The sequence below is a fragment of the Bradyrhizobium sp. genome (assembly GCF_035652035.1).
Classification (GTDB): domain Bacteria; phylum Pseudomonadota; class Alphaproteobacteria; order Rhizobiales; family Xanthobacteraceae; genus Bradyrhizobium.
This window is the reverse complement of sequence record NZ_DASREO010000016.1, coordinates 46,915-65,156: the sequence shown is the minus strand read 5'-3', so window position 1 is coordinate 65,156 and position 18,242 is coordinate 46,915. Positions and strand designations below refer to the sequence as shown.

Here is an 18,242-nt window from a genome sequence, read left to right as displayed (position 1 = left end):
CAACGCGGACATTATATATGAACCGCAGTCGCGAGCGCGCGGCATATAAGAAGTAGCTCCCGGCCCTGTCAAGCAAAGCGCGAATCCACCCCGAAGCGCCTGAAGCGGCGCACTATTTCGGCTGGACGCCGGGATTGCCGCCGGGGCTGCCGGGCGGCGGAATGACCGGCGTGTTCCCGCCATCCGGCGTCGGGGCGCGCATTTGCGGGTCGACGCCCGACGGCGGACATAGCACGCCGTTGGATTTGGCGAGTTTGTCGGCCAGCGGCTCGCCGGCCTGTCCGGTCGTGGTGCCCGGCTCATGGTTGGGGCGCGGCACGCCCGATTTTGCCATCGGCGTGCAGTTATCGGTCGAAGCTGTGGCGGTCGGCGGCGGCGGCGTGGTCACCGTTGGCGGCGCCTGGGCGGCCGCAGCCTGCATCGAGGCCATCAATCCGAACGTCAGAACAAGCGCGTGTTTCGTCATCCCAAGAAAACGGGCGTCACGCACGCTGGTTCCGCGATCCCAAGGTCACGATTTCAGGCCTTTCGATAACGGATCAGCGAGAAATGCCCCATCGGCGGCATCGGCCGCCGCTCGGCAAGGCTCACACCGCCATGTTTGGCCGCCCATTTCACCAGCCGCTCCCACGGAAATTCGGGCCGCCAGCCGAGCCTGCGGGCAAGCGGCGCAAACGCGAGTTCGAAGGCGCGGCGCGGGCCACTTTCGGCGCCGATATGATTGACCAGGATGAGTTCGCCGCCTGGCTTCAACACGCGGATAAAATCATCAAGCGTCGCTTCCGGATCGGGAACCGCGGTAATGACATATTGCGCGACCACCGCATCAAAGAACGAATCCGCAAAAGCCAGATTCTTGGCGTCCATCACCGCCAGCGTCTCGACGTTTGTCAGTTTCAGCGAACGCACCCGCTGCTGCGCCTTGCGCAACATCGGCTCGGAAATATCGACGCCGCACACTTTCGTGGTCGCGGCGTAGTCGGACAGCGACAATCCGGTGCCGACGCCGACATCGAGAATTCGCCCGCCGATCCGGTCGGCTTCCGCGATCGTCGACTGGCGGCCATGATCGAAGACTTTACCGAAGACGAGGTCGTAGATCGGCGCCCATCGCCCATAGGCCTTCGCGACCCCTTCGCGGTCGATATCTGACGCCATGCCCCCGCCTTTAAGAGTTCTATCCGCGCACCGCTTCGAGCGGCGTCACGGCTCCCCTCGCCGTCCTGTCGTTCATTCCTGTCGCGCTGGCGCTCTGGATAAAGCCGCCGCCGAGCACACGCGCGCGGCCCGATGGCGCATCGTAGAACACGCAGGCTTGGCCGGGTGAAACGCCCTCTTCGCCGGCGACGAGTTCGACCGCGTAGCCGTCGCCGGTCGCGCGCAGCCATGCCGGCTGCGGGGCGCGCGTCGAGCGAACGCGCACGAAAATCTCAAGGCCGCTACCGACCGCGCGATCGATCGGGCCATCGCCGATCCAGTTCACATCGCGCAGGCTGATGCGATCCATCCGGAGCGCCTCGCGCGGACCCACGACGACGCGGCGGTGTGCGGCATCGAGCTTCACCACATAGAGCGGCGCGCCGGAGGCGATCCCAAGGCCGCGGCGCTGGCCAACGGTGAAATGGACGATGCCCTGATGGTGGCCGATGACGCGACCGTCGAGATCGACGATGTCGCCGGGCTCAATTGCGTTCGGCCGCAGCCGGCCGATCACGTCGGTGTAGCGTCCGGTCGGCACGAAACAGATATCCTGGCTGTCGTGCTTGTCGGCGACTTCAAGGCCGAAGCGCCGCGCCAGTTCGCGGGTCTCGGGCTTGGTCATGTCGCCAAGCGGGAAACGCAGATACTGAAGTTGCTCGCGGGTGGTCGCAAACAGGAAGTAGCTCTGATCGCGATCGCTGTCGGCCGCACACATCAGCGCGCGCGAGCCGTCAGCCGTGGCGCGCGAGGCGACGTAGTGTCCGGTCGCGAGCACGGATGCGCCGAGTTCGCGCGCCGTCTCCATCAGGTCGCGAAACTTGATCGAACGGTTGCATTCGATGCACGGAACGGGCGTTTCGCCGGAGGCATAGCTCTCGGCGAAGTTGTCGATCACCGACTGACGGAAGCGGCTTTCGTAATCCAGCACATAATGCGGAATGCCGATCCGCTCGGCGACGTTGCGCGCGTCGTGAATGTCCTGACCCGCACAGCAGGCGCCCTTGCGATGGGTCGCCGCGCCATGGTCGTAGAGCTGCAACGTAATGCCGACGACGTCGTAGCCTTGCGACTTCAACAGTGCCGCTGTCACCGACGAATCGACCCCGCCCGACATGGCGACGACCACGCGGGTATCCTGGGGACGGCCTTCGAGATCCAGACTGTTGCGCATGGTTGTCCAAGTCACCGATGTCACCGCGGCGGCGGTCGAAAATGTCGGGCGCTTCCCTGGGGCTGACCCCCATTGGGGCCGCCGGAAAGCTGCACTTTAATATAGGCCGATATAGCGCGAAGCAATCATGGCCACAGGCGGCCGATCAGATAAGGCAAATCTTGCCGCCGGGCAGAAAAGACGGGGTTCGGCGTGGCCGGATGCAGACCCGGTCAAATCCATAAGGCATTGAAATAATTAAATATTATTGATAGCTGCGGAATGGCCCGGTCCTTGCTGACTATTCTTTCGAGTTCCTTCGTCGGAGGCCGTCCTGTGCTCAGTGTTACCCCAGATGCTTCAGCCAATGCCGCATTCCAGGCTGCGCCGTCATGGCTGACGCGTTCCAGCACGCCCCCGGCAAAGGATCTGTTTGGAAACCTGGTCAGCCAGAACACGCAGAGTGACTCCAGTGCGGCAGCCCCTTCGCCGCCCCAGCACAACAATGCGGACGCCTCGCCGCCGCCGAACGCGCATCACAACAATCCGCAGGCCAACAAGCCGCCGCCTGCGCACCACAACAATCCGAATGCCGACAACAATGCGGCGCCGGCTGACAATAGCAACAACAACGCGCCCAACTCGTCGCAGGCAAGCGGCGATTCCGGTAACGGCGGCAATGACACTTCGTCAGCCAATGCCAGCTCCAACGCCGGCGCGTCCGGCAGCGCCGACGGAAACAACAATGATAACGGCGCTTCCGCCAACAGCACCAGCCCATCCACCGCCACCACGACGACCACGACCTCGACAACCACGTCGGGCGCATCGAAATCCGGCGATAAGAATTCCCAGGGCGACGATACCGAAGCGGATGCGACCACCCTGGACGCGGCCCTCCTTGCGCAACAGGTCGGTAACACCCCGACCACGCCAACGCCGGTTGCCGCTCCGGTACTCACATCTACGCCCTTAACCAACACGCCTTCGACGTCGCCGACGACGGGAGGCCCGACGGCGCCGCTCGCGCTTGCGGCTGCCGCAATCGCCGCGAGCACACAAACGCTTTCACCGCCGTCTGCACCATCCGACCCGGGCAAAACCGATCCCGGCACGACGACGCCAACAAGCGGATCTGCCGCCGCGCAAACCGCGCCAAAGGTTGCCGTCGTCACGCCCACCGTCACTGTCAACGCCGACGTGCAGGCAGGCAGCACGGCGCCGTCAGACGCGTCCGCCTTGACGACGGCGGTCGCCGCGACCGCGCCCGTCGCACCGAAGACGCAAGGCAAGACGCAACTCACAACGACAGGCACCACAGGCTCTACGGCCAGCGCGCCATCCGCAAACGCAAACGCGGCCGGTACATCTGTGGATTCGACGCAAAGCGCGGCGGCCGCGCAGACGCCGACATCAGGCAAGCCGGAGACGGCGAATTTCGCCGTCCAGAGCGCCCCTGCGGATTCGGCCGCGGCGACGACGCCGGCGGCATCGGGCCGCGACCATGCGGCGACCGCGGCGACAACAGCACATGCCGCAGCCGACATGGCCGATCCTTCGGCGCAAGCGCTCGGCGCGGTGCCGCCGCAGCTCAATTCGGCATCGGGCCTCATTTCGACAAACAACCTGACCGCGACAGCCGCGACCAGCGGCGCGGTTCCGCTCAGCGGTCTTGCCGTCGAGATCGCCGCCAACGTCAAGAGCGGCAAGAGCAGCTTTGAAATCAGGCTCGATCCCGCGGATCTTGGCCGCATCGACGTTCGCGTCCAGATCGATCAGAATGGCCAGGTCACTTCGCACCTGACGGTCGAAAAGCCTGAAACGCTGTCGATGTTGCGCCAGGACGCGCCGCAATTGCAGCAGGCGCTCAGCGATGCCGGCCTGAAGACCGACAGCGGCGGCCTGCAGTTTTCCCTGCGCGACCAGTCTTCTTCCGGCCAGAACAACGCCAACGACAACAACCCCAACGCCCAGCGGCTGGTCATCAGCGACGAAGATGCGGTGCCGGCGGCGGCTGCGGGCCGCAGCTACGGCCGTTCGCTCGGACCGAGCGGCGGCGTCGACATCAGAGTGTAATGAGTAACAGGAGAACGATATGACCGTTGTTTCAGGAACGACGCCACAGACATCATCGTCCGGCACCAGCGCGGCCCAGTCCGCCAACGCGCTGGCGAACACGCAGATTGCGGGCAACTTTCAGAGCTTCCTGCAACTCCTGACCACGCAATTGCAGAACCAGAATCCGCTGAGCCCGCTCGACACCAACCAGTTCACCCAGCAGCTCGTCGAATTCGCCGGCGTCCAGCAGCAGATCAACACCAACGATTCGCTGTCAACGCTGGTCTCGCTGCAGCAGACCGCCCAATCCAGTCAGGCATTGCAATTCGTCGGCAAGACCGCGGTTGTCAAAGGCAATACCGCGGCGCTGAGCAACAACCAGGCCACCTGGGAGCTCAACATTCCCACCGCTTCCAATGTCAACATCTCGATCGCCAACAGCTCGGGCCAGACCGTTTACACCAACACCTTTGCCGCCAATGCCGGCAACAACCAGACCTTCAACTGGAACGGGCTCGGCACCGACGGCAGCCAGCTCCCCGCCGGCAACTACACGCTTACGGCGACCACCAAGGACTCCAACGGCAAGACGGTGGCCGTCACCACCTCGGTCGCGGGCGTGGTCTCGTCGGTCGATCTCACCCAGTCGCCGCCGCTGCTGTCGATCGGCGGGCAGACTTTCACGGTCAACCAGGTCGAAAGCATCATCGATTAGCCGCGCGGAAGCGGTCCAGGATTTAAGATTCGGTTAAAAAGGCGCCGGCGCGTGGCTTGGACCGCGCCGGCGCCGCCCTTTTTGAAGGAGATTCGCATTAGAGCCTTGGGCTTAGCCAAATTTTAAGTCGCCGGGCGTAGCTTGATCACGTGAGTTCAGTGGTTGAGAGTTTGTGAGTACGCCATGACAGAGCCCCATCGCCCGAGGGTAAAATACGTCATCGGGCCCGACGGCAGTCCGTTGACAATCGCGGATCTGCCCGCGCCGGGAACGAAGCGATGGGTGATCCGTCGCAAGGCCGAAGTCGTCGCCGCAGTTCGCGGTGGCCTCCTGTCCCTCGAGGAAGCCTGCAGCCGCTACACGCTGACCGTGGACGAATTCCTCTCCTGGCAGTTCTCCATCGATCAGCACGGCCTTGCGGGGCTTCGGACCACGCGAATCCAGCAGTATCGCCAGTAGTCGTCACCCAAAGCGACCATTTTGAAGAAAATCGGCGTCGCCTTGCGAAGCCGATTTTTGCCATTTCGAACTTTCGCCCCCGCTCTTAACCTTCGTTAACCATATCGAAACCATACCGTAGGCAATAATTGCCCAGTGGTCCGATCCCGACTTGGGACCGAATCTTGAGGGGCGGTTGGTTTGCAGAGTCTCGTAGGCTTTCTGAGAGGCTTGGGCGCTTCGCGGCTGATGGCGATGGTGGCGGTGACAGCCGCACTGATCGGCTTCTTCGCGTTCGTCATCATGCGCGTCACCACGCCGCAGATGACCACCCTCTTCACCGACCTCAGCCTCGAGGATTCCTCCGCCGTCATCAAAGACCTGGAACGCCAGGCCATTCCTTTCGAACTCCGCAATGACGGCGCCATCATCATGGTGCCGAAGGACAAGGTCACGCGGCTGCGCATGAAGCTCGCCGAGGGCGGCCTGCCCAAGGGCGGCGGCGTCGGCTACGAGATTTTCGACAAGTCGGATGCGCTCGGCACCACGAGTTTCGTCCAGAACATCAACCATTTGCGCGCGCTGGAGGGTGAACTCGCACGCACCATTCGCGCCATTGACCGCGTCCAGGCCGCGCGCGTTCATCTGGTCCTCCCCGAGCGGCCGCTGTTTGCGCGCGAAACCCCCGAACCGTCGGCCTCGATCGTGGTGCGGGTGCGCGGCAGCCTGGAGCCGCAACAGATCAGGGCGATCCGGCATCTGGTCGCTTCCGCCGTCAATGGCCTGAAGCCGCAGCGGGTGTCGATCATCGACGAGGCCGGCCAGCTTCTCGCCGATGGCGCAGGCGGGCCCAACGACAACACCGCGGGCGACGAGCGGCGGGCAGGTTTCGAAAAGCGGATGCGCAACGAGGTCGAAGCGATCGTCTCGTCGGTGGTCGGCTCAGGCCGCGCCCGCGTCCAGCTCTCGGCCGACTTCGACTACAACAAGATCACCGAGACCTCCGACAAGTTCGATCCTGAAGGCCGGGTGCTGCGCTCCAGCCAAACCCGCGAGGAATCCAGCGCCACGGCCGAAAACAACGGCCAGGTCTCGGTCGGCAACGAGCTTCCAGGCGCCAACAATCCAGCCAATGCGCCGGTTGCGCGCGACCAGAGCAAGAAGACCGAGGAAACCAACAATTACGAGATTTCCCACACCACCAAGACCGAAGTGACCGAAGCGGGCCGGGTCAACCGTATCTCGGTCGCCGTGCTGGTGGACGGCACCTATACCAAGAACGACAAGGGCGAGCTGGTCTATCAGGACCGCAGCAAGGAACAGCTCGACCGGATTGCCGCGCTGGTGCGCTCGGCGATCGGCTTCGACCAGAAGCGCGGCGACCAGGTGGAAGTCGTCAATTTGCGATTTGCCGAAGCGCCGGCCGTGGCACCGCTGGAGCCGCCGGCGGGGTTGCTCGGGATGCTGCAATTCACCAAGGACGACGTGATGTACATCATCGAGCTCGGCGTCATGATGATGCTCGGCATCGTGGTGCTGTTCATGGTGGTCCGCCCGCTGGTCAAACGTATCATTGCCGATGAGGAAATCGCGGCAGTCGCCAACGAGGGAAAACTGCCCGCAATCGTCGACGGCAGCGGCGCGCAAGCTGCCGCGCCCGGCGGCGGCGGTCCGAATCTCGTTCCCGGCGTCAACAACACCGCCGCGCTGATCGACGTGGCCCAGGTCCAGGGGCAGGTCCACGCCCAATCCGTTCATCGCGTCGGCGAACTCGCCGAGCGCAATCCCAACGAAACTGTAGCCATTATTCGCCAATGGCTCTCCGAACCCGCCGCGTGATCCGGAATGGCCCTGCAACAAACCAACAACACCAATGACATCACGAGCGTGATTTCCTCGCTCGCGGCGCGTGCGAGCAACAGGGCCAAGGACGCCCCTGTTCTTCCGGGGCCAAAGCGCGCGGCCATTCTGATGCTGGCGCTCGGCGAGCAATATGGCGGCAAGGTCTGGTCGCTGCTCGACGACGACGAGGTGCGCGAATTGTCGGTCCACATGTCGACGCTCGGCACGGTCGAGGCCGACACCGTCGAGGACATGCTGCTCGAATTCGTGTCGCGGATGTCGGCATCCGGCGCACTGATGGGCAATTTCGACGCCACCGAGCGGCTGTTGCAGCAATACCTGCCGCCCGAGCGGGTCGTCGGCATCATGGACGAAATTCGAGGGCCCGCAGGCCGTAACATGTGGGAAAAGCTCTCCAACGTCCAGGAAGAGGTGCTCGCGAACTATCTCAAGAATGAATATCCGCAGACGATTGCGGTCGTGCTCTCGAAGCTGAAGCCGGAGCATTCGGCGCGCGTGCTCGCGATCCTGCCCGAAGACATGGCGCTCGACGTCATCAACCGCATGCTGAAAATGGAAGCGGTGCAAAAGGAAGTCATTGAGCGTGTCGAGCAGACGCTGCGCGTCGAATTCATGTCGAACCTGTCGCAGACCAGGCGGCGCGACGCCCATGAGGTGATGGCCGAAATCTTCAACAATTTCGACCGCCAGACCGAAACCCGCTTCATCACCTCGCTGGAAGAAGAGAACCGCGAATCCGCCGAGCGGATCAAGGCGCTGATGTTCACCTTCGACGACCTGATCAAGCTGGACTCAGGCTCGGCGCAAACCCTGATGCGCAATGTCGACAAGGACAAGCTTGCGATCGCGCTCAAGAGCGCCAACGAAGAGGTCCGCGGCTTCTTCCTCGGCAACATGTCCTCGCGCGCCGGCAAGATGCTGCTCGACGACATGGCGGCAATGGGACCGGTGCGGCTGCGCGACGTCGACGAGGCGCAGGCGCTGCTGGTCAATCTCGCCAAGGACCTCGCTGCCAAGGGCGAAATCACGCTGACCAAGAACCGCGCCGACGACGAGCTGGTGTACTGATGGCCTCACCCGCAAAATTCCTGTTCGACACCGACTTCGCGGCCCCCGTGCGCGAGCGCCCCGCGACGCCCGCGGAAGTCGCCCAGAAGATTGCCGAAGCCGAGGCCCACGCCTATCGCAGCGGTTACGATACCGCGCTGCGCGAGGCCAAGGTGGAGAGCGACCGCCGCGTCGCGTTGGCGCTGGAGACGATCGGCGTCTCTATCAAGAGCATGGCCGCGCGGTTCTCGAACATCGAGAGCCGCATGGAAACCGAGGCCGTCGACGTCGCTGTCGCGGTCGCGCGCAAGCTGGCGAGCGAGTTGATCGCGCGCGAGCCGCTCGGCGAGGTCACGGCGCTGGTTGCCGACTGCTTTGCGCAGCTGGTTTCGACGCCTCACATCGTGGTCAGAATCAATGACGCCCTCTACGAGGCCGCGCACACGCGCATCGAGGCGCTGGCGAAGCAGAGCGGCTTTTCCGGCCGGCTGATCATCCTGGCCGAGCCGAGTGTTGCGACCGGCGATTGCCGGATCGAATGGGCGGATGGCGGTGTCGTTCTGGAACGCGGAGCCATCGAAGCCAAGATCAACGAACTTGTCGGGCGCTATATCGCGTCCACAACCAGGCCAGACGAGCCTTGAGAGGAATGAACCATGAGTGACACCGACGGACAGGTTCCCCTCCCGGATCTGAACTCGGCCGACACGCCGGCGATGGCCGACGTTGCCTATAACGAAGACGAGAATGCCGCCCGGATCGCGGCCGACCTCGAAGCGGTGTTTGACGTACCGGTCCAGGTCTCGGCGGTGCTCGGCCGTTCCAAGATGGAAGTCGGCGATCTGCTCAAGCTCGGTCCCGGCACTGTCCTCGAACTCGATCGCCGCGTCGGCGAAGCGATCGACATTTACGTCAACAACCGCCTGGTCGCGCGTGGCGAGGTGGTTCTGGTCGAAGACAAACTCGGCGTCACGATGACGGAAATCATCAAGGCGGAACGCAACTAAAGATTCTTACTCAAACGGCGCGCCTGAACGGCGCGAATAGTCGAACAGGAGATGACCATGCGGCTTCTTATTGTTGGTACCTTGAAGGGGCAGCTCACAACGGCGACCAAGATCGCGATGGACAACGGCGCTTCCGTCACTCACGCGGAAGACAACGAACAGGCGATGCGGGTGCTGCGCGGCGGCAAGGGCGCCGACCTGTTGCTGGTCGACGTATCCCTCGACATTCGCGACCTGGTGATGCGGCTTGAAGCCGAACACATTCATGTGCCGATTGTCGCCTGCGGCATTTCCAACGACGCCCGCGCCGCGGTCGCCTCGATCCATGCCGGCGCCAAGGAATATATCCCGCTGCCGCCGGATCCGGAGCTGATCGCAGCCGTGCTTGCCGCGGTCGCCAACGACTCCCGCGACCTGGTCTACCGCGACGATGCGATGGCCAAGGTCATCAAGCTCGCCCAGCAAATTGCCGGCTCCGACGCTTCCGTCATGATCACGGGCGAGTCCGGCACCGGCAAGGAGGTGCTGGCGCGCTATGTCCATACCCGCTCCAACCGCGCCAAAAGGCCGTTCATCTCGATCAATTGCGCGGCCATCCCCGAGCACCTGCTCGAGTCCGAACTGTTCGGACATGAAAAGGGCGCCTTCACCGGTGCGATCGCGCGGCGGATTGGAAAGTTCGAGGAAGCGACCGGCGGCACGCTCTTGCTCGACGAAATTTCGGAAATGGATGTGCGGCTGCAATCCAAGCTGCTCCGAGCGATCCAGGAACGGGTGATCGATCGCGTCGGCGGCACGCGGCCGGTTCCGGTCGATATCCGCATCATCGCGACCTCCAACCGCAACCTCGCCGACGCCGTGCGCGAAGGCACCTTCCGCGAGGACCTGCTGTTCCGCCTCAACGTCGTCAACCTGAAGATTCCGCCGCTTCGCGAGCGGCCGGCCGACATCCTCGAACTGGCGCAGCATTTCGCCAAGAAATACTCCGACGCCAACGGCGTCCCGCTGCGTCCCCTCTCCGCCGAGGCGCGCCGCGTGCTCACCACCAACCGCTGGCAAGGCAACGTCCGCGAACTGGAAAACACCATTCACCGGTCGGTGCTGATGGCTCAGGGCGATGAGATCGGCGTCGAGGCGATCATCACGCCTGACGGCGACCGTCTCGATGGTCCGAAGACCGTTCCCGCCGTGGCACATGCGACCTTCGCCGCCGAACAGGTCACTCGCGCCCTCGTCGGTCGCACTGTCGCCGATGTCGAGCGCGACCTTATCCTGGAGACGCTGAAACATTGTCTTGGCAACCGCACGCACGCGGCCAACATTCTCGGCATCTCGATCCGCACGCTGCGCAACAAGCTGAATGAATATGCCGACGGCGGCATTCCGATCACGCCGCCCAACACGACCGGCGAATATCCGCGAATGCCGGCGGTGGGATAGCCGTTAGAGCGTCTGATGCAAATGGCCGGCCTTGCCCGGCCATTTTGTTCGTGCGGTCAGAAGCCGCGATCGGCGGGATTATCGCGCCAGTGAACGAAGATCGCCGCGGCGGCGAGCAAGGCCGACAGGCCAAGCGCGGCAAAGCCAAACGGGATCGCGCGTGCAAACGCGCGATCCGGATCCAGCACGCGCGGCATCTCGCCAACGGAGAAAGAGCCGCCAACCTCGTCCGGACTTTCCACGTGCAGATGATACTTGCCCGGCAGATGCACGGAGATGCGGGCGATCTGCACGGTGTGAAAGCCATCGACATCAACGTCAACGTCATGCGGGACCTTGAAGAACGCGGGATCCGCGACGTCATCCGGCGGCACGATGGTGATGCGGAGCCTTGGGACGTGAACGGCCTTGCCCGTGGGTGCGTTCAGCAAGCCGAAATAGAGGCCATATTCCCTGCGATCCAGATCGACATCTGCCGTACCGGGGATCGGCATCCGCGCCGCGGAGGCAACATCGTGCAGGTCAGGCGTCCGGCCCGCCGCATAGACTCCAGCGGCCAGGACTATGCCGCCAACGAGAGCGGCCACGGCCGCCACCAGGAGTCGCACCGCAGGGTTGCGACGGGACTTGGCCCCAGCAGCCTTTAAATGTCCCTGCCCCATCCGAAATTGCGCCTCTTCCTGACGACCTGGTATGTCGCGTGGTCCGCGCAACCGGTTCAAAAATCCTCTCGATCTCGCAGACGCCTCACGAATAATTCGGAGCATCCGGCTTGCGGAAGATATGGATGGGATCGCCGGGCTCAAACGTGCGCCCGGTGAAGGCAACATAGGCGTAAAGCGCGAGATAGGCGACCGCGAGCGCCCCGATCGCGTAGAACAACCAGGTCGCGGCCCGTTTCATCGGTCAGCGCGGCTCACGGCGCATCGACGCAAGCCTACCACGACGGCAGCACCGCGCCCTTGAACTTGGTCAGCACGAACTCGCGGACTTCCGGCGTATGATAGCTGTCCACCAAAGTCTTGACCCATGGCTTGTCCTTGTCGGCGCTGCGTACCGCAATCAAGTTGGTGTAGGGGCCTTTCGGATCCTCGCGCAAGATCGCATCCTTGACCGGGTCAAGGCCGGCCTGCGTCGCGTAGTTGGTATTGATGCCGGCGACGTCGACGTCGTCAAGCGTACGCGCGGTTTGCGCGGCATCGACTTCCACGATCTTGAATTTCTTCGGGTTGTCGGTGATGTCGGCGACTGTAGGCTTATATCCGACATTGGCTTTCAGCTTCAGCACGCCCTTGTCCTGCAACAGCAGCAGCACACGGCCGCCATTGGTGGGATCGTTCGGGATCGACAAGGTCGCGCCCTGCGGCACCGCATCCCAGCTCTTGTATTTCTTCGAATAGATTCCAAGCGGGAAATTCACTGTGAGCGCCGCCGTCTCGATCTTGTAGCCGCGGTCGGCCTTCTGATTGTCGAGATAAGGCTGGTTCTGGAACGAGTTTGCCTGCAAGTCGCCGGCATCGAGCGCGGCGTTCGGAACCACATAGTCGGTGAATTCGACGATCTGGATGTCGAGGCCGTTCTTGGCCGCGATGGGTTTGACCGCTTCGAGGATCTGGGCATGGGGGCCCGGCGTGACGCCGATCTTGATGGTCTCAGAGCGCGCCGGACCAGCGACGACAAGGGCTGCGACAGCCGAGGCCAGGAGAAAACGAAGGGACATGATCATTCGATCCTTATTGAAAAATTCAGCTCATGATTTCCGGCTGCGCTTGTCGAGACGCCGCGCGATCACCTCGCCCAGGGTCTGCACGCCCTGCACCAGCACGATCAGCACAATCACGACAGCGGCCATCACCTCGGGCATGAAGCGCTGGTAGCCATAACGGATACCGAGATCGCCAAGTCCGCCGCCGCCAACCGCGCCCACCATCGCCGAATAGCCGAGCAGGCTGACCAACGTCAATGTGAGTGCTAGCGTCAAAGCCGGCAAGGCCTCCGGGAGGAGCACCTTGCGCACGATCTGCAACGGGCTCGCGCCGAAGGCGCGCGCGGCCTCCACCAGACCCTGGTCGACCTCGCGGATCGCGGCTTCGACGACGCGAGCGATGAACGGAATCGCCGCGATGGTCAGCGGCACCACCGCCGCGCGGGTGCCGATCGAGGTTCCGACGATCAGCCGGGTCAGCGGCACAATGGCGACGACGAGAATAATAAAGGGCGTCGAACGCGTCGCATTGACGATGAGGCCGAGAATGCGGTTGGCAACCGGGGCGGCAAACAGCTCGCCCGCCCGGCTCGTCGCAAGAAAGATGCCGAGCGGAAGCCCGAGCAGCGTGCCCAACAGCCCGGAGAGCCCGACCATGATGAGCGTGTCGAGCGTCGAGGCGGCGATGAGCTGGACCATTTCAGGCGACATAGCCGAGATGCTCCACCGTATTCTGCCCTGCCCGCAAATGCTCCATGATCCGCCGCAGCTCGTCCGGGTCGGCCGCCACAGAAATGAACAACGATCCGAACGGACGGCCGGCGATCGTCTCGACCTGCCCGTGCAGGATATTAACGTCGAGGCCGAGATTGCGCGACAGCCGCGACAACACCGGCTGATCGGCTTCGCCGCCAACAAAGCCGACGCGGAGCACCGCGCTGTCGCCCGGTTGGCGTTCCCGCCTCAATTTCGCAACCAGCCACTCCGGCGCCTCGCTGCCGGTGATGGCGCCGATAAAGCGCTGTGTCGTCTCGTGCCGCGGATGGGCGAAGATTTCGTAAGTCGTGCCTTGCTCGACGATTCGGCCGCCCTCGAGCACGGCGACGCGGTCGGCGAGCTTTTTCACGACCATCATCTCATGGGTGATGAACAGGATGGTCAGCTTGAGTTCGGCGTTGATGGTCTTGAGCAGCGCCAGGATCTGATCAGTCGTCTCCGGATCGAGTGCGGACGTCGCCTCGTCCGACAGCAACACCTTTGGCCTTGTCGCCAGCGCCCGCGCAATGCCGACGCGCTGCTTTTGCCCGCCGGACAGTTCCGCCGGATAGCGGTCGCGCTTGTCGGACAGCCCGACCATCGCCAGTAAGGGCTCGACACGCGCGGCGATCGCAGCCTTGTCGAGACCGGCGATTTCCAGCGGTAGCGCGATGTTTTCGAAAGCGGTGCGGGAAGACAGCAGATTAAAGTGCTGAAAGATCATGCCGATCGAACGCCGGGCCTGGCGCAGGCCGCGCTCGTCGAGCGCCGTGATGTCGGTGCCATCGACGATCACGCGGCCGCGGCTCGGACATTCGAGCCCATTGACCATGCGGATGAGGGTCGATTTGCCGGCGCCGCTCTTGCCGATCACGCCGACAATGGCGCCTTCGGGCACGTCGAGAGTGACGTCGGAAAGCGCGATCACCTCCGCCGCGCGGTCGCGTGACGGATAGACCTTGCTGACATCGGCAAAGGCGATGATGGGACGGGTTTGCACGTCGCTCGGCGGCGCTCCGGGAACGGGAAATGGAGCGTTCATAAGGTTCTACGCTGATAAAGGATCAATTTTACCCGTTAGGCGATAACAAAGCGCCCTCCTCAGGGCTACCCCGCTGGATGCCGGGCGGGCATGCAAGCGCGAGCCCGGTCTAGAGCTTGATCGGAATGAAGTGATTGATCGCGATCAGGACGATCAAAAGAACAATGCCGAGACCGAGGCTTGAGCCGATCAGCTTCTTTTCGATCGGCAGCAACGGCTCGACGTCCTTGGCGTTGATCTCGTCTTTGAGATTGGATGTCGGCATCGGATAACCTTCCAGTTTAACTGGCGAGCGGCGGCTTGAAACCGCTGAAGAACAGCCAGGAAATCAACAAGCCCACCCAGATCACGAAGCCGAACAGGCTGACGAAATAGACCGCGGCGAGCTTGCCAAAACCCTGCTGCCAGAGCTTGCGGAAGTCCGACAGCACGCCGATCGAGAAGAAGGTGAGCACGAAGAAGATGACGCGGAACACGTTGGCTTCGCCGGCGGCTGCGGGCAGCGCCTTGGCGATGGCCGGCGTCGCGCCCAGCGCGAGCCAGAGCGAAACCGCGAAGACGAGGATGAAACCGAGAATGAACTTCGGGAACCGCTGCCAGATCTCGCGCGGCTTGGCCTTGTCCGGCCCCTTGTCGATGTGGTTGGTCCAGATATAGCCGAGGATAAAGGCCCAGACGCCGATGAAGATATCGATGAAGATCTTTACCGTGGTCGTGGTCGCGAGAATCCAGCCCGGCTGATACTTGATGCCTTCGGCGGCTGACTTCGCCATGATCAGCGACTCGGTGATGCCGCCGCCTGCGACCGCCGCGCCATCCGTCTTGATCGCCAGCCCCATCCAGGCGCCGGCCACCAAGGGCTCCTGCCACAGGAAGTGCTGTGCCAGGAACGGCAGGATCAGGACTTCGACCACGGCAAACACGACCACCAGCGAAGACACCAGGATCGGCACGGCCGGCCGCGCGCGGATCGCGCCGCCGGTTGCGATCGATGCCGCAACGCCGCAAATCGAAATGCCTGAGGCAAGCGGCACCGACCATTCGCGACTAAAGCCGAACCATTTGCGCGCGACGTAATAGATCACCGCCCAATAGATCAGATAGGCCTCGACGATAGCGGCAGCTCCGCGCAACAAGAGCGAAGACGCGAGGTTCAGCCGGCCGGCAGCGGTGACGGCCACCGTTGCGCCGAGAATGACGATCGCGATCTTGATATAGAGCTCGGGCCGGATTGCTTCTTTCAGCCATTCGGCAAACCGCGGGAAGAAATTGGCGATGACGAGCCCGGCCAGAAGCGCGACGATGTAGCCGCCTTCGTTGGTCAGCTTGAGCGACCAGGAAATACCGAATTTCTGCTGTTCGGCCGGCGTCACTGCAGCGACATGGGCATAGCTGCCGATGATCCAGCTGGCATAGGCGATCGCAAAGACAACGGTGAAGGCGAGTGCAAATTTCCGGACGTCTGCGCCAAGCGTTGCGACGCCCGCGGTCAGCACAACGAGCAACGAGAGATAGGTCGCGACCAATGCGGCGCCGCCGCCAAGCCAGGCGTAGGACTTCGCAATCGGGCTGAGCGCCGAGGTGATATCCGTATAGACCGATGTGTTGACCGCCCAGCCCAAAATGTCGGTCCCGCCGAGACTGACCAGCGCCGCGCCAAACACCAGAAGGCCGATGACAACGGCCAGCCAGTCTTCGGTCAGCTGCGCTCGCAGCGTCAACGGCTCGGAAGCCTTGATCGCGATGTCCGACATTCCATGTCCCCAACGAGTACAAATGATGCTGCGGAGGCGATGGCCTCCTTTTGTGTCACGCTTCAGGATGAGGGTGTGGCCCAAGCGTGTCGAGAACTTGAGAAAAAAAGCGATGCCGGGCCTGCCGAATTACGGCGCAACGGCACGTTTCTTCCAGAGAAGCGAGCCAACGGAGATCATTTTTCCCCGGCCCTGTGACGCCGATCAGCCGCAAAGCGTCCCTTTATCGTGCGATTGCCGGGGTGCTTTTCGGCAGGCCGACATTGGCTTCGAGTTTGCCGTAGCGGTCGGTGAAAGCGGTGGTATCGATCTCCTCGAGCCGGATCGCGCCGCTCATGACTCCGGCCTTCCAGGCGTCATGTTCGCCATCATTTTCAAACTCGGGCATCACTTCCTTTGCGAACAGTTCAAGCGACTCGCAAATATGCTCGTGGCTGTTCTTGCCAGCCTGGTTGAGCAGAATGACCTGATCGATGTGCGAGGTACGAAAGCGGCGCAGCTTCTTGCTTAACGTCTCAGGCGAACCGATCAGGCCGCTGCGCAAGGCCGCCTCCTGCGCTTGTGGATTCTCGCGCTTCCATCTGTTGTATTCGTCCCACATGTTGACGGTGCCGGGCGCCGGACGCTGGCGGCCTTGCGACGCACCATAAAAGCGCAGCGCGAACTGGAAAAACGTGGCGCCGTCGGCCCGTAGACGCGCCTCCTCATCTGTCTTTGCGCACATGAAGAACGACACCAGCGCCATGTTCGGATTGATCTCGTAGTCGGCGAGCTTCTTCAAGCGTTTGGTGATCGCGTTGTAATAGGCGTGCACCCAGGCATGCGCGGCGTCGGCGCTGACGAACTGAAAGCCGAGCGCGCCAAAACCATTTTGTCCCGCGCGCTCGATGGTCGGCAGCTGCGAGCAGGCCATCCAGAGCGGCGGATGCGGTTTCTGCACCGGCTTCGGCACGACATTGCGCAACGGAATATCAAAATACTTGCCGTGATGTTCGCTGCCGCCCTCACGAAACATCGGCAAGATTGCCGCGACAGCCTCCTCGAACACCTCCTTCTTGGTTTCCATGTCGCGGAAAAATGGCTCGAGCTCGGTGATCGAGGCGCTTTCGCCCATACCGAATTCGCAGCGGCCGCGACTCAAGAGGTCCAGCACGGCGATACGTTCGGCAACGCGCGCGGGATGGTTGGTGGTCAGCTGGAAAATGCCATGGCCGAGCCGGATGTCTTTGGTGCGCTGGCTCGCAGCTGCGAGAAAGGATTCCGGCGACGGTGAGTGCGAATATTCTTCGAGGAAATGATGCTCGACCACCCAGGCGTAGTCGTAGCCGAGCCGGTCGGCGGTCTCGAGTTGCGTCAGCGCATCCTGGTAAAGGCGGAGTTCATCGCCCGCCTGCCACGGCCGGGGCAGTTGCAGCTCATAGAAGATGCCGAACTTCATGAAGGTCTCTCCCCGCGGCCGGTTTTGTCTTTTGAGTCAGTGTAGTGCCGGTGAAACTTGAGTCCAGCCGGGAGCCTATTCCGTGAGGCGGAGCTGGCTTGCGCCAACCGCGAATGGTTAGCTTTGCCCCCCGTTGATCGCGCACCGCTCTGATCGGGTCGGCGCGTGCGCGGAACGACTTGGTGTAGACGCACTCCATCCTCCCCGCCGCGCCTTGCGCCCGAGTTTTGAGAAATTCCGCCCTCCAAAAAACAGAGGGCGCAGGGAAAGCCGGGTACGCCAGCGCACCCGCAGCCTTGCGTGCAAAAAACGAAAACACGCAAGTTAGTCACCACAGGTTCACCGGGCATCCCCAGCCTTCCCTGCGCGACGGTGTTACGGTTTCCTTCGTGCTCGCCCCGGAGACCGGGCTTTGTTGTCTCCGTCGCTGGTCACGATGCGTTAGCATCGTCACCAGGTTGATATCAGCGTCGGGATATCAGGCCGACACGACTTCGCCGTCCGCTTCGACATCGCTCGTCAGTCGATGCGAAAGCGTCCATCGCATCCCGCACCCAACGTTCGTGACGATCGCGAAGCGCCCCTCTTAACGGGCACAGGACGCGCGAAGAAGTGCCCTTGATTTGCCC

The 18,242-nt window shown here is 62.8% G+C and carries 19 protein-coding genes; 8 read left to right on the top strand and 11 right to left on the bottom strand.

Features of this window, described 5'->3' with window-relative positions; translation table 11 throughout:
* Window positions 1-112 precede the first annotated feature (112 nt).
* From VFB05_RS06160 to mnmA, 3 genes are read right to left on the bottom strand one after another with little or no spacing between them, the layout of a single operon-like run.
* Window positions 113-466 (bottom strand): hypothetical protein, encoded by a 354-nt coding sequence (locus tag VFB05_RS06160; RefSeq protein WP_325010143.1) that lies wholly within the window; start codon window positions 464-466, stop codon window positions 113-115.
* Between the two features lie 53 nt (window positions 467-519).
* Window positions 520-1,158 (bottom strand): class I SAM-dependent methyltransferase, encoded by a 639-nt coding sequence (locus VFB05_RS06155; protein WP_325010035.1) that lies wholly within the window; start codon window positions 1,156-1,158, stop codon window positions 520-522.
* A gap of 19 nt (window positions 1,159-1,177) precedes the next feature.
* Window positions 1,178-2,371, bottom strand: a complete 1,194-nt coding sequence (mnmA, locus tag VFB05_RS06150; RefSeq protein ID WP_325010033.1) for a tRNA 2-thiouridine(34) synthase MnmA — start codon at window positions 2,369-2,371, stop codon at window positions 1,178-1,180.
* Window positions 2,372-2,686: 315 nt separating this feature from the next.
* Between mnmA and VFB05_RS06145 the strand changes: the two genes are divergently transcribed.
* The 8 genes from VFB05_RS06145 to VFB05_RS06110 all read left to right on the top strand — a co-directional run bounded on the left by VFB05_RS06145 (window position 2,687) and on the right by VFB05_RS06110 (window position 10,918).
* On the top strand, window positions 2,687-4,426 hold the full coding sequence (locus VFB05_RS06145) for a flagellar hook-length control protein FliK (protein WP_325010031.1): 1,740 nt from the start codon (window positions 2,687-2,689) through the stop codon (window positions 4,424-4,426).
* Between the two features lie 19 nt (window positions 4,427-4,445).
* A complete protein-coding gene (locus VFB05_RS06140; protein WP_325010029.1) occupies window positions 4,446-5,123 on the top strand; it encodes a flagellar hook assembly protein FlgD in 678 nt (225 codons plus the stop codon).
* A gap of 183 nt (window positions 5,124-5,306) precedes the next feature.
* The gene (locus VFB05_RS06135) at window positions 5,307-5,582 is read left to right on the top strand and encodes a DUF1153 domain-containing protein (protein WP_002714638.1); all 276 of its coding nucleotides are present in this window, start codon (window positions 5,307-5,309) and stop codon (window positions 5,580-5,582) included.
* Between the two features lie 180 nt (window positions 5,583-5,762).
* Window positions 5,763-7,400, top strand: coding sequence for a flagellar basal-body MS-ring/collar protein FliF (gene fliF / locus VFB05_RS06130; protein ID WP_325009917.1), 1,638 nt, complete (start codon window positions 5,763-5,765; stop codon window positions 7,398-7,400).
* Window positions 7,401-7,406: 6 nt separating this feature from the next.
* Window positions 7,407-8,492 (top strand): flagellar motor switch protein FliG, encoded by a 1,086-nt coding sequence (gene fliG / locus VFB05_RS06125; protein WP_325009914.1) that lies wholly within the window; start codon window positions 7,407-7,409, stop codon window positions 8,490-8,492.
* On the top strand, window positions 8,492-9,115 hold the full coding sequence (locus VFB05_RS06120) for a FliH/SctL family protein (RefSeq protein WP_325009912.1): 624 nt from the start codon (window positions 8,492-8,494) through the stop codon (window positions 9,113-9,115). Before fliG ends, VFB05_RS06120 begins: the two co-directional genes overlap by 1 nt.
* 12 nt (window positions 9,116-9,127) lie before the next feature.
* Window positions 9,128-9,478: a flagellar motor switch protein FliN gene (gene fliN, locus VFB05_RS06115; protein ID WP_325009910.1), complete on the top strand. Its 351-nt coding sequence runs from the start codon at window positions 9,128-9,130 to the stop codon at window positions 9,476-9,478.
* Between the two features lie 57 nt (window positions 9,479-9,535).
* Complete coding sequence (locus VFB05_RS06110) at window positions 9,536-10,918, top strand: sigma-54 dependent transcriptional regulator (RefSeq protein ID WP_325009908.1); 1,383 nt, start codon at window positions 9,536-9,538, stop codon at window positions 10,916-10,918.
* A 56-nt stretch (window positions 10,919-10,974) separates the two neighbouring features.
* On the opposite strand, the gene VFB05_RS06105 is transcribed toward VFB05_RS06110, so the two are convergent.
* From VFB05_RS06105 to VFB05_RS06070, 8 genes are all read right to left on the bottom strand, one after another.
* On the bottom strand, window positions 10,975-11,505 hold the full coding sequence (locus VFB05_RS06105) for a hypothetical protein (RefSeq protein WP_325009905.1): 531 nt from the start codon (window positions 11,503-11,505) through the stop codon (window positions 10,975-10,977).
* A gap of 160 nt (window positions 11,506-11,665) precedes the next feature.
* A complete protein-coding gene (locus VFB05_RS06100; RefSeq protein WP_325009903.1) occupies window positions 11,666-11,821 on the bottom strand; it encodes a hypothetical protein in 156 nt (51 codons plus the stop codon).
* 34 nt (window positions 11,822-11,855) lie between these two features.
* Window positions 11,856-12,638, bottom strand: coding sequence for a MetQ/NlpA family ABC transporter substrate-binding protein (locus VFB05_RS06095; RefSeq protein WP_325009901.1), 783 nt, complete (start codon window positions 12,636-12,638; stop codon window positions 11,856-11,858).
* A gap of 30 nt (window positions 12,639-12,668) precedes the next feature.
* Entirely contained in the window at window positions 12,669-13,334 is a 666-nt protein-coding gene (locus VFB05_RS06090) for a methionine ABC transporter permease (RefSeq protein ID WP_325009899.1), read from the bottom strand.
* Window positions 13,324-14,421 carry a methionine ABC transporter ATP-binding protein gene (locus VFB05_RS06085; RefSeq protein WP_325009897.1) on the bottom strand — a complete coding sequence of 366 codons (1,098 nt, stop codon included), beginning with the start codon at window positions 14,419-14,421 and terminating at the stop codon, window positions 13,324-13,326. Before VFB05_RS06085 ends, VFB05_RS06090 begins: the two co-directional genes overlap by 11 nt.
* Window positions 14,422-14,530: 109 nt before the next feature.
* Window positions 14,531-14,686, bottom strand: a complete 156-nt coding sequence (locus tag VFB05_RS06080; RefSeq protein WP_325009894.1) for a hypothetical protein — start codon at window positions 14,684-14,686, stop codon at window positions 14,531-14,533.
* 16 nt (window positions 14,687-14,702) lie between these two features.
* Window positions 14,703-16,175: a putative sulfate exporter family transporter gene (locus VFB05_RS06075; protein WP_325009892.1), complete on the bottom strand. Its 1,473-nt coding sequence runs from the start codon at window positions 16,173-16,175 to the stop codon at window positions 14,703-14,705.
* Window positions 16,176-16,398: 223 nt separating this feature from the next.
* Window positions 16,399-17,613, bottom strand: a complete 1,215-nt coding sequence (locus tag VFB05_RS06070; protein ID WP_325009890.1) for an LLM class flavin-dependent oxidoreductase — start codon at window positions 17,611-17,613, stop codon at window positions 16,399-16,401.
* Between the last annotated feature and the right edge of the window lie 629 nt (window positions 17,614-18,242).

What these genes read in the sequence shown, in the direction of transcription:
- VFB05_RS06160 (WP_325010143.1), bottom strand. Translation starts at nt 466, where the DNA reads ATGACGAAACACGCGCTTGTTCTGACGTTCGGATTGATGGCCTCGATG.
- VFB05_RS06155 (WP_325010035.1), bottom strand. Translation starts at nt 1,158, where the DNA reads ATGGCGTCAGATATCGACCGCGAAGGGGTCGCGAAGGCCTATGGGCGA.
- mnmA (WP_325010033.1), bottom strand. Translation starts at nt 2,371, where the DNA reads ATGCGCAACAGTCTGGATCTCGAAGGCCGTCCCCAGGATACCCGCGTG.
- VFB05_RS06140 (WP_325010029.1), top strand. Translation starts at nt 4,446, where the DNA reads ATGACCGTTGTTTCAGGAACGACGCCACAGACATCATCGTCCGGCACC.
- VFB05_RS06135 (WP_002714638.1), top strand. Translation starts at nt 5,307, where the DNA reads ATGACAGAGCCCCATCGCCCGAGGGTAAAATACGTCATCGGGCCCGAC.
- fliG (WP_325009914.1), top strand. Translation starts at nt 7,407, where the DNA reads ATGGCCCTGCAACAAACCAACAACACCAATGACATCACGAGCGTGATT.
- VFB05_RS06120 (WP_325009912.1), top strand. Translation starts at nt 8,492, where the DNA reads ATGGCCTCACCCGCAAAATTCCTGTTCGACACCGACTTCGCGGCCCCC.
- fliN (WP_325009910.1), top strand. Translation starts at nt 9,128, where the DNA reads ATGAGTGACACCGACGGACAGGTTCCCCTCCCGGATCTGAACTCGGCC.
- VFB05_RS06110 (WP_325009908.1), top strand. Translation starts at nt 9,536, where the DNA reads ATGCGGCTTCTTATTGTTGGTACCTTGAAGGGGCAGCTCACAACGGCG.
- VFB05_RS06100 (WP_325009903.1), bottom strand. Translation starts at nt 11,821, where the DNA reads ATGAAACGGGCCGCGACCTGGTTGTTCTACGCGATCGGGGCGCTCGCG.
- VFB05_RS06095 (WP_325009901.1), bottom strand. Translation starts at nt 12,638, where the DNA reads ATGTCCCTTCGTTTTCTCCTGGCCTCGGCTGTCGCAGCCCTTGTCGTC.
- VFB05_RS06090 (WP_325009899.1), bottom strand. Translation starts at nt 13,334, where the DNA reads ATGTCGCCTGAAATGGTCCAGCTCATCGCCGCCTCGACGCTCGACACG.
- VFB05_RS06085 (WP_325009897.1), bottom strand. Translation starts at nt 14,421, where the DNA reads ATGAACGCTCCATTTCCCGTTCCCGGAGCGCCGCCGAGCGACGTGCAA.
- VFB05_RS06080 (WP_325009894.1), bottom strand. Translation starts at nt 14,686, where the DNA reads ATGCCGACATCCAATCTCAAAGACGAGATCAACGCCAAGGACGTCGAG.
- VFB05_RS06075 (WP_325009892.1), bottom strand. Translation starts at nt 16,175, where the DNA reads ATGTCGGACATCGCGATCAAGGCTTCCGAGCCGTTGACGCTGCGAGCG.
- VFB05_RS06070 (WP_325009890.1), bottom strand. Translation starts at nt 17,613, where the DNA reads ATGAAGTTCGGCATCTTCTATGAGCTGCAACTGCCCCGGCCGTGGCAG.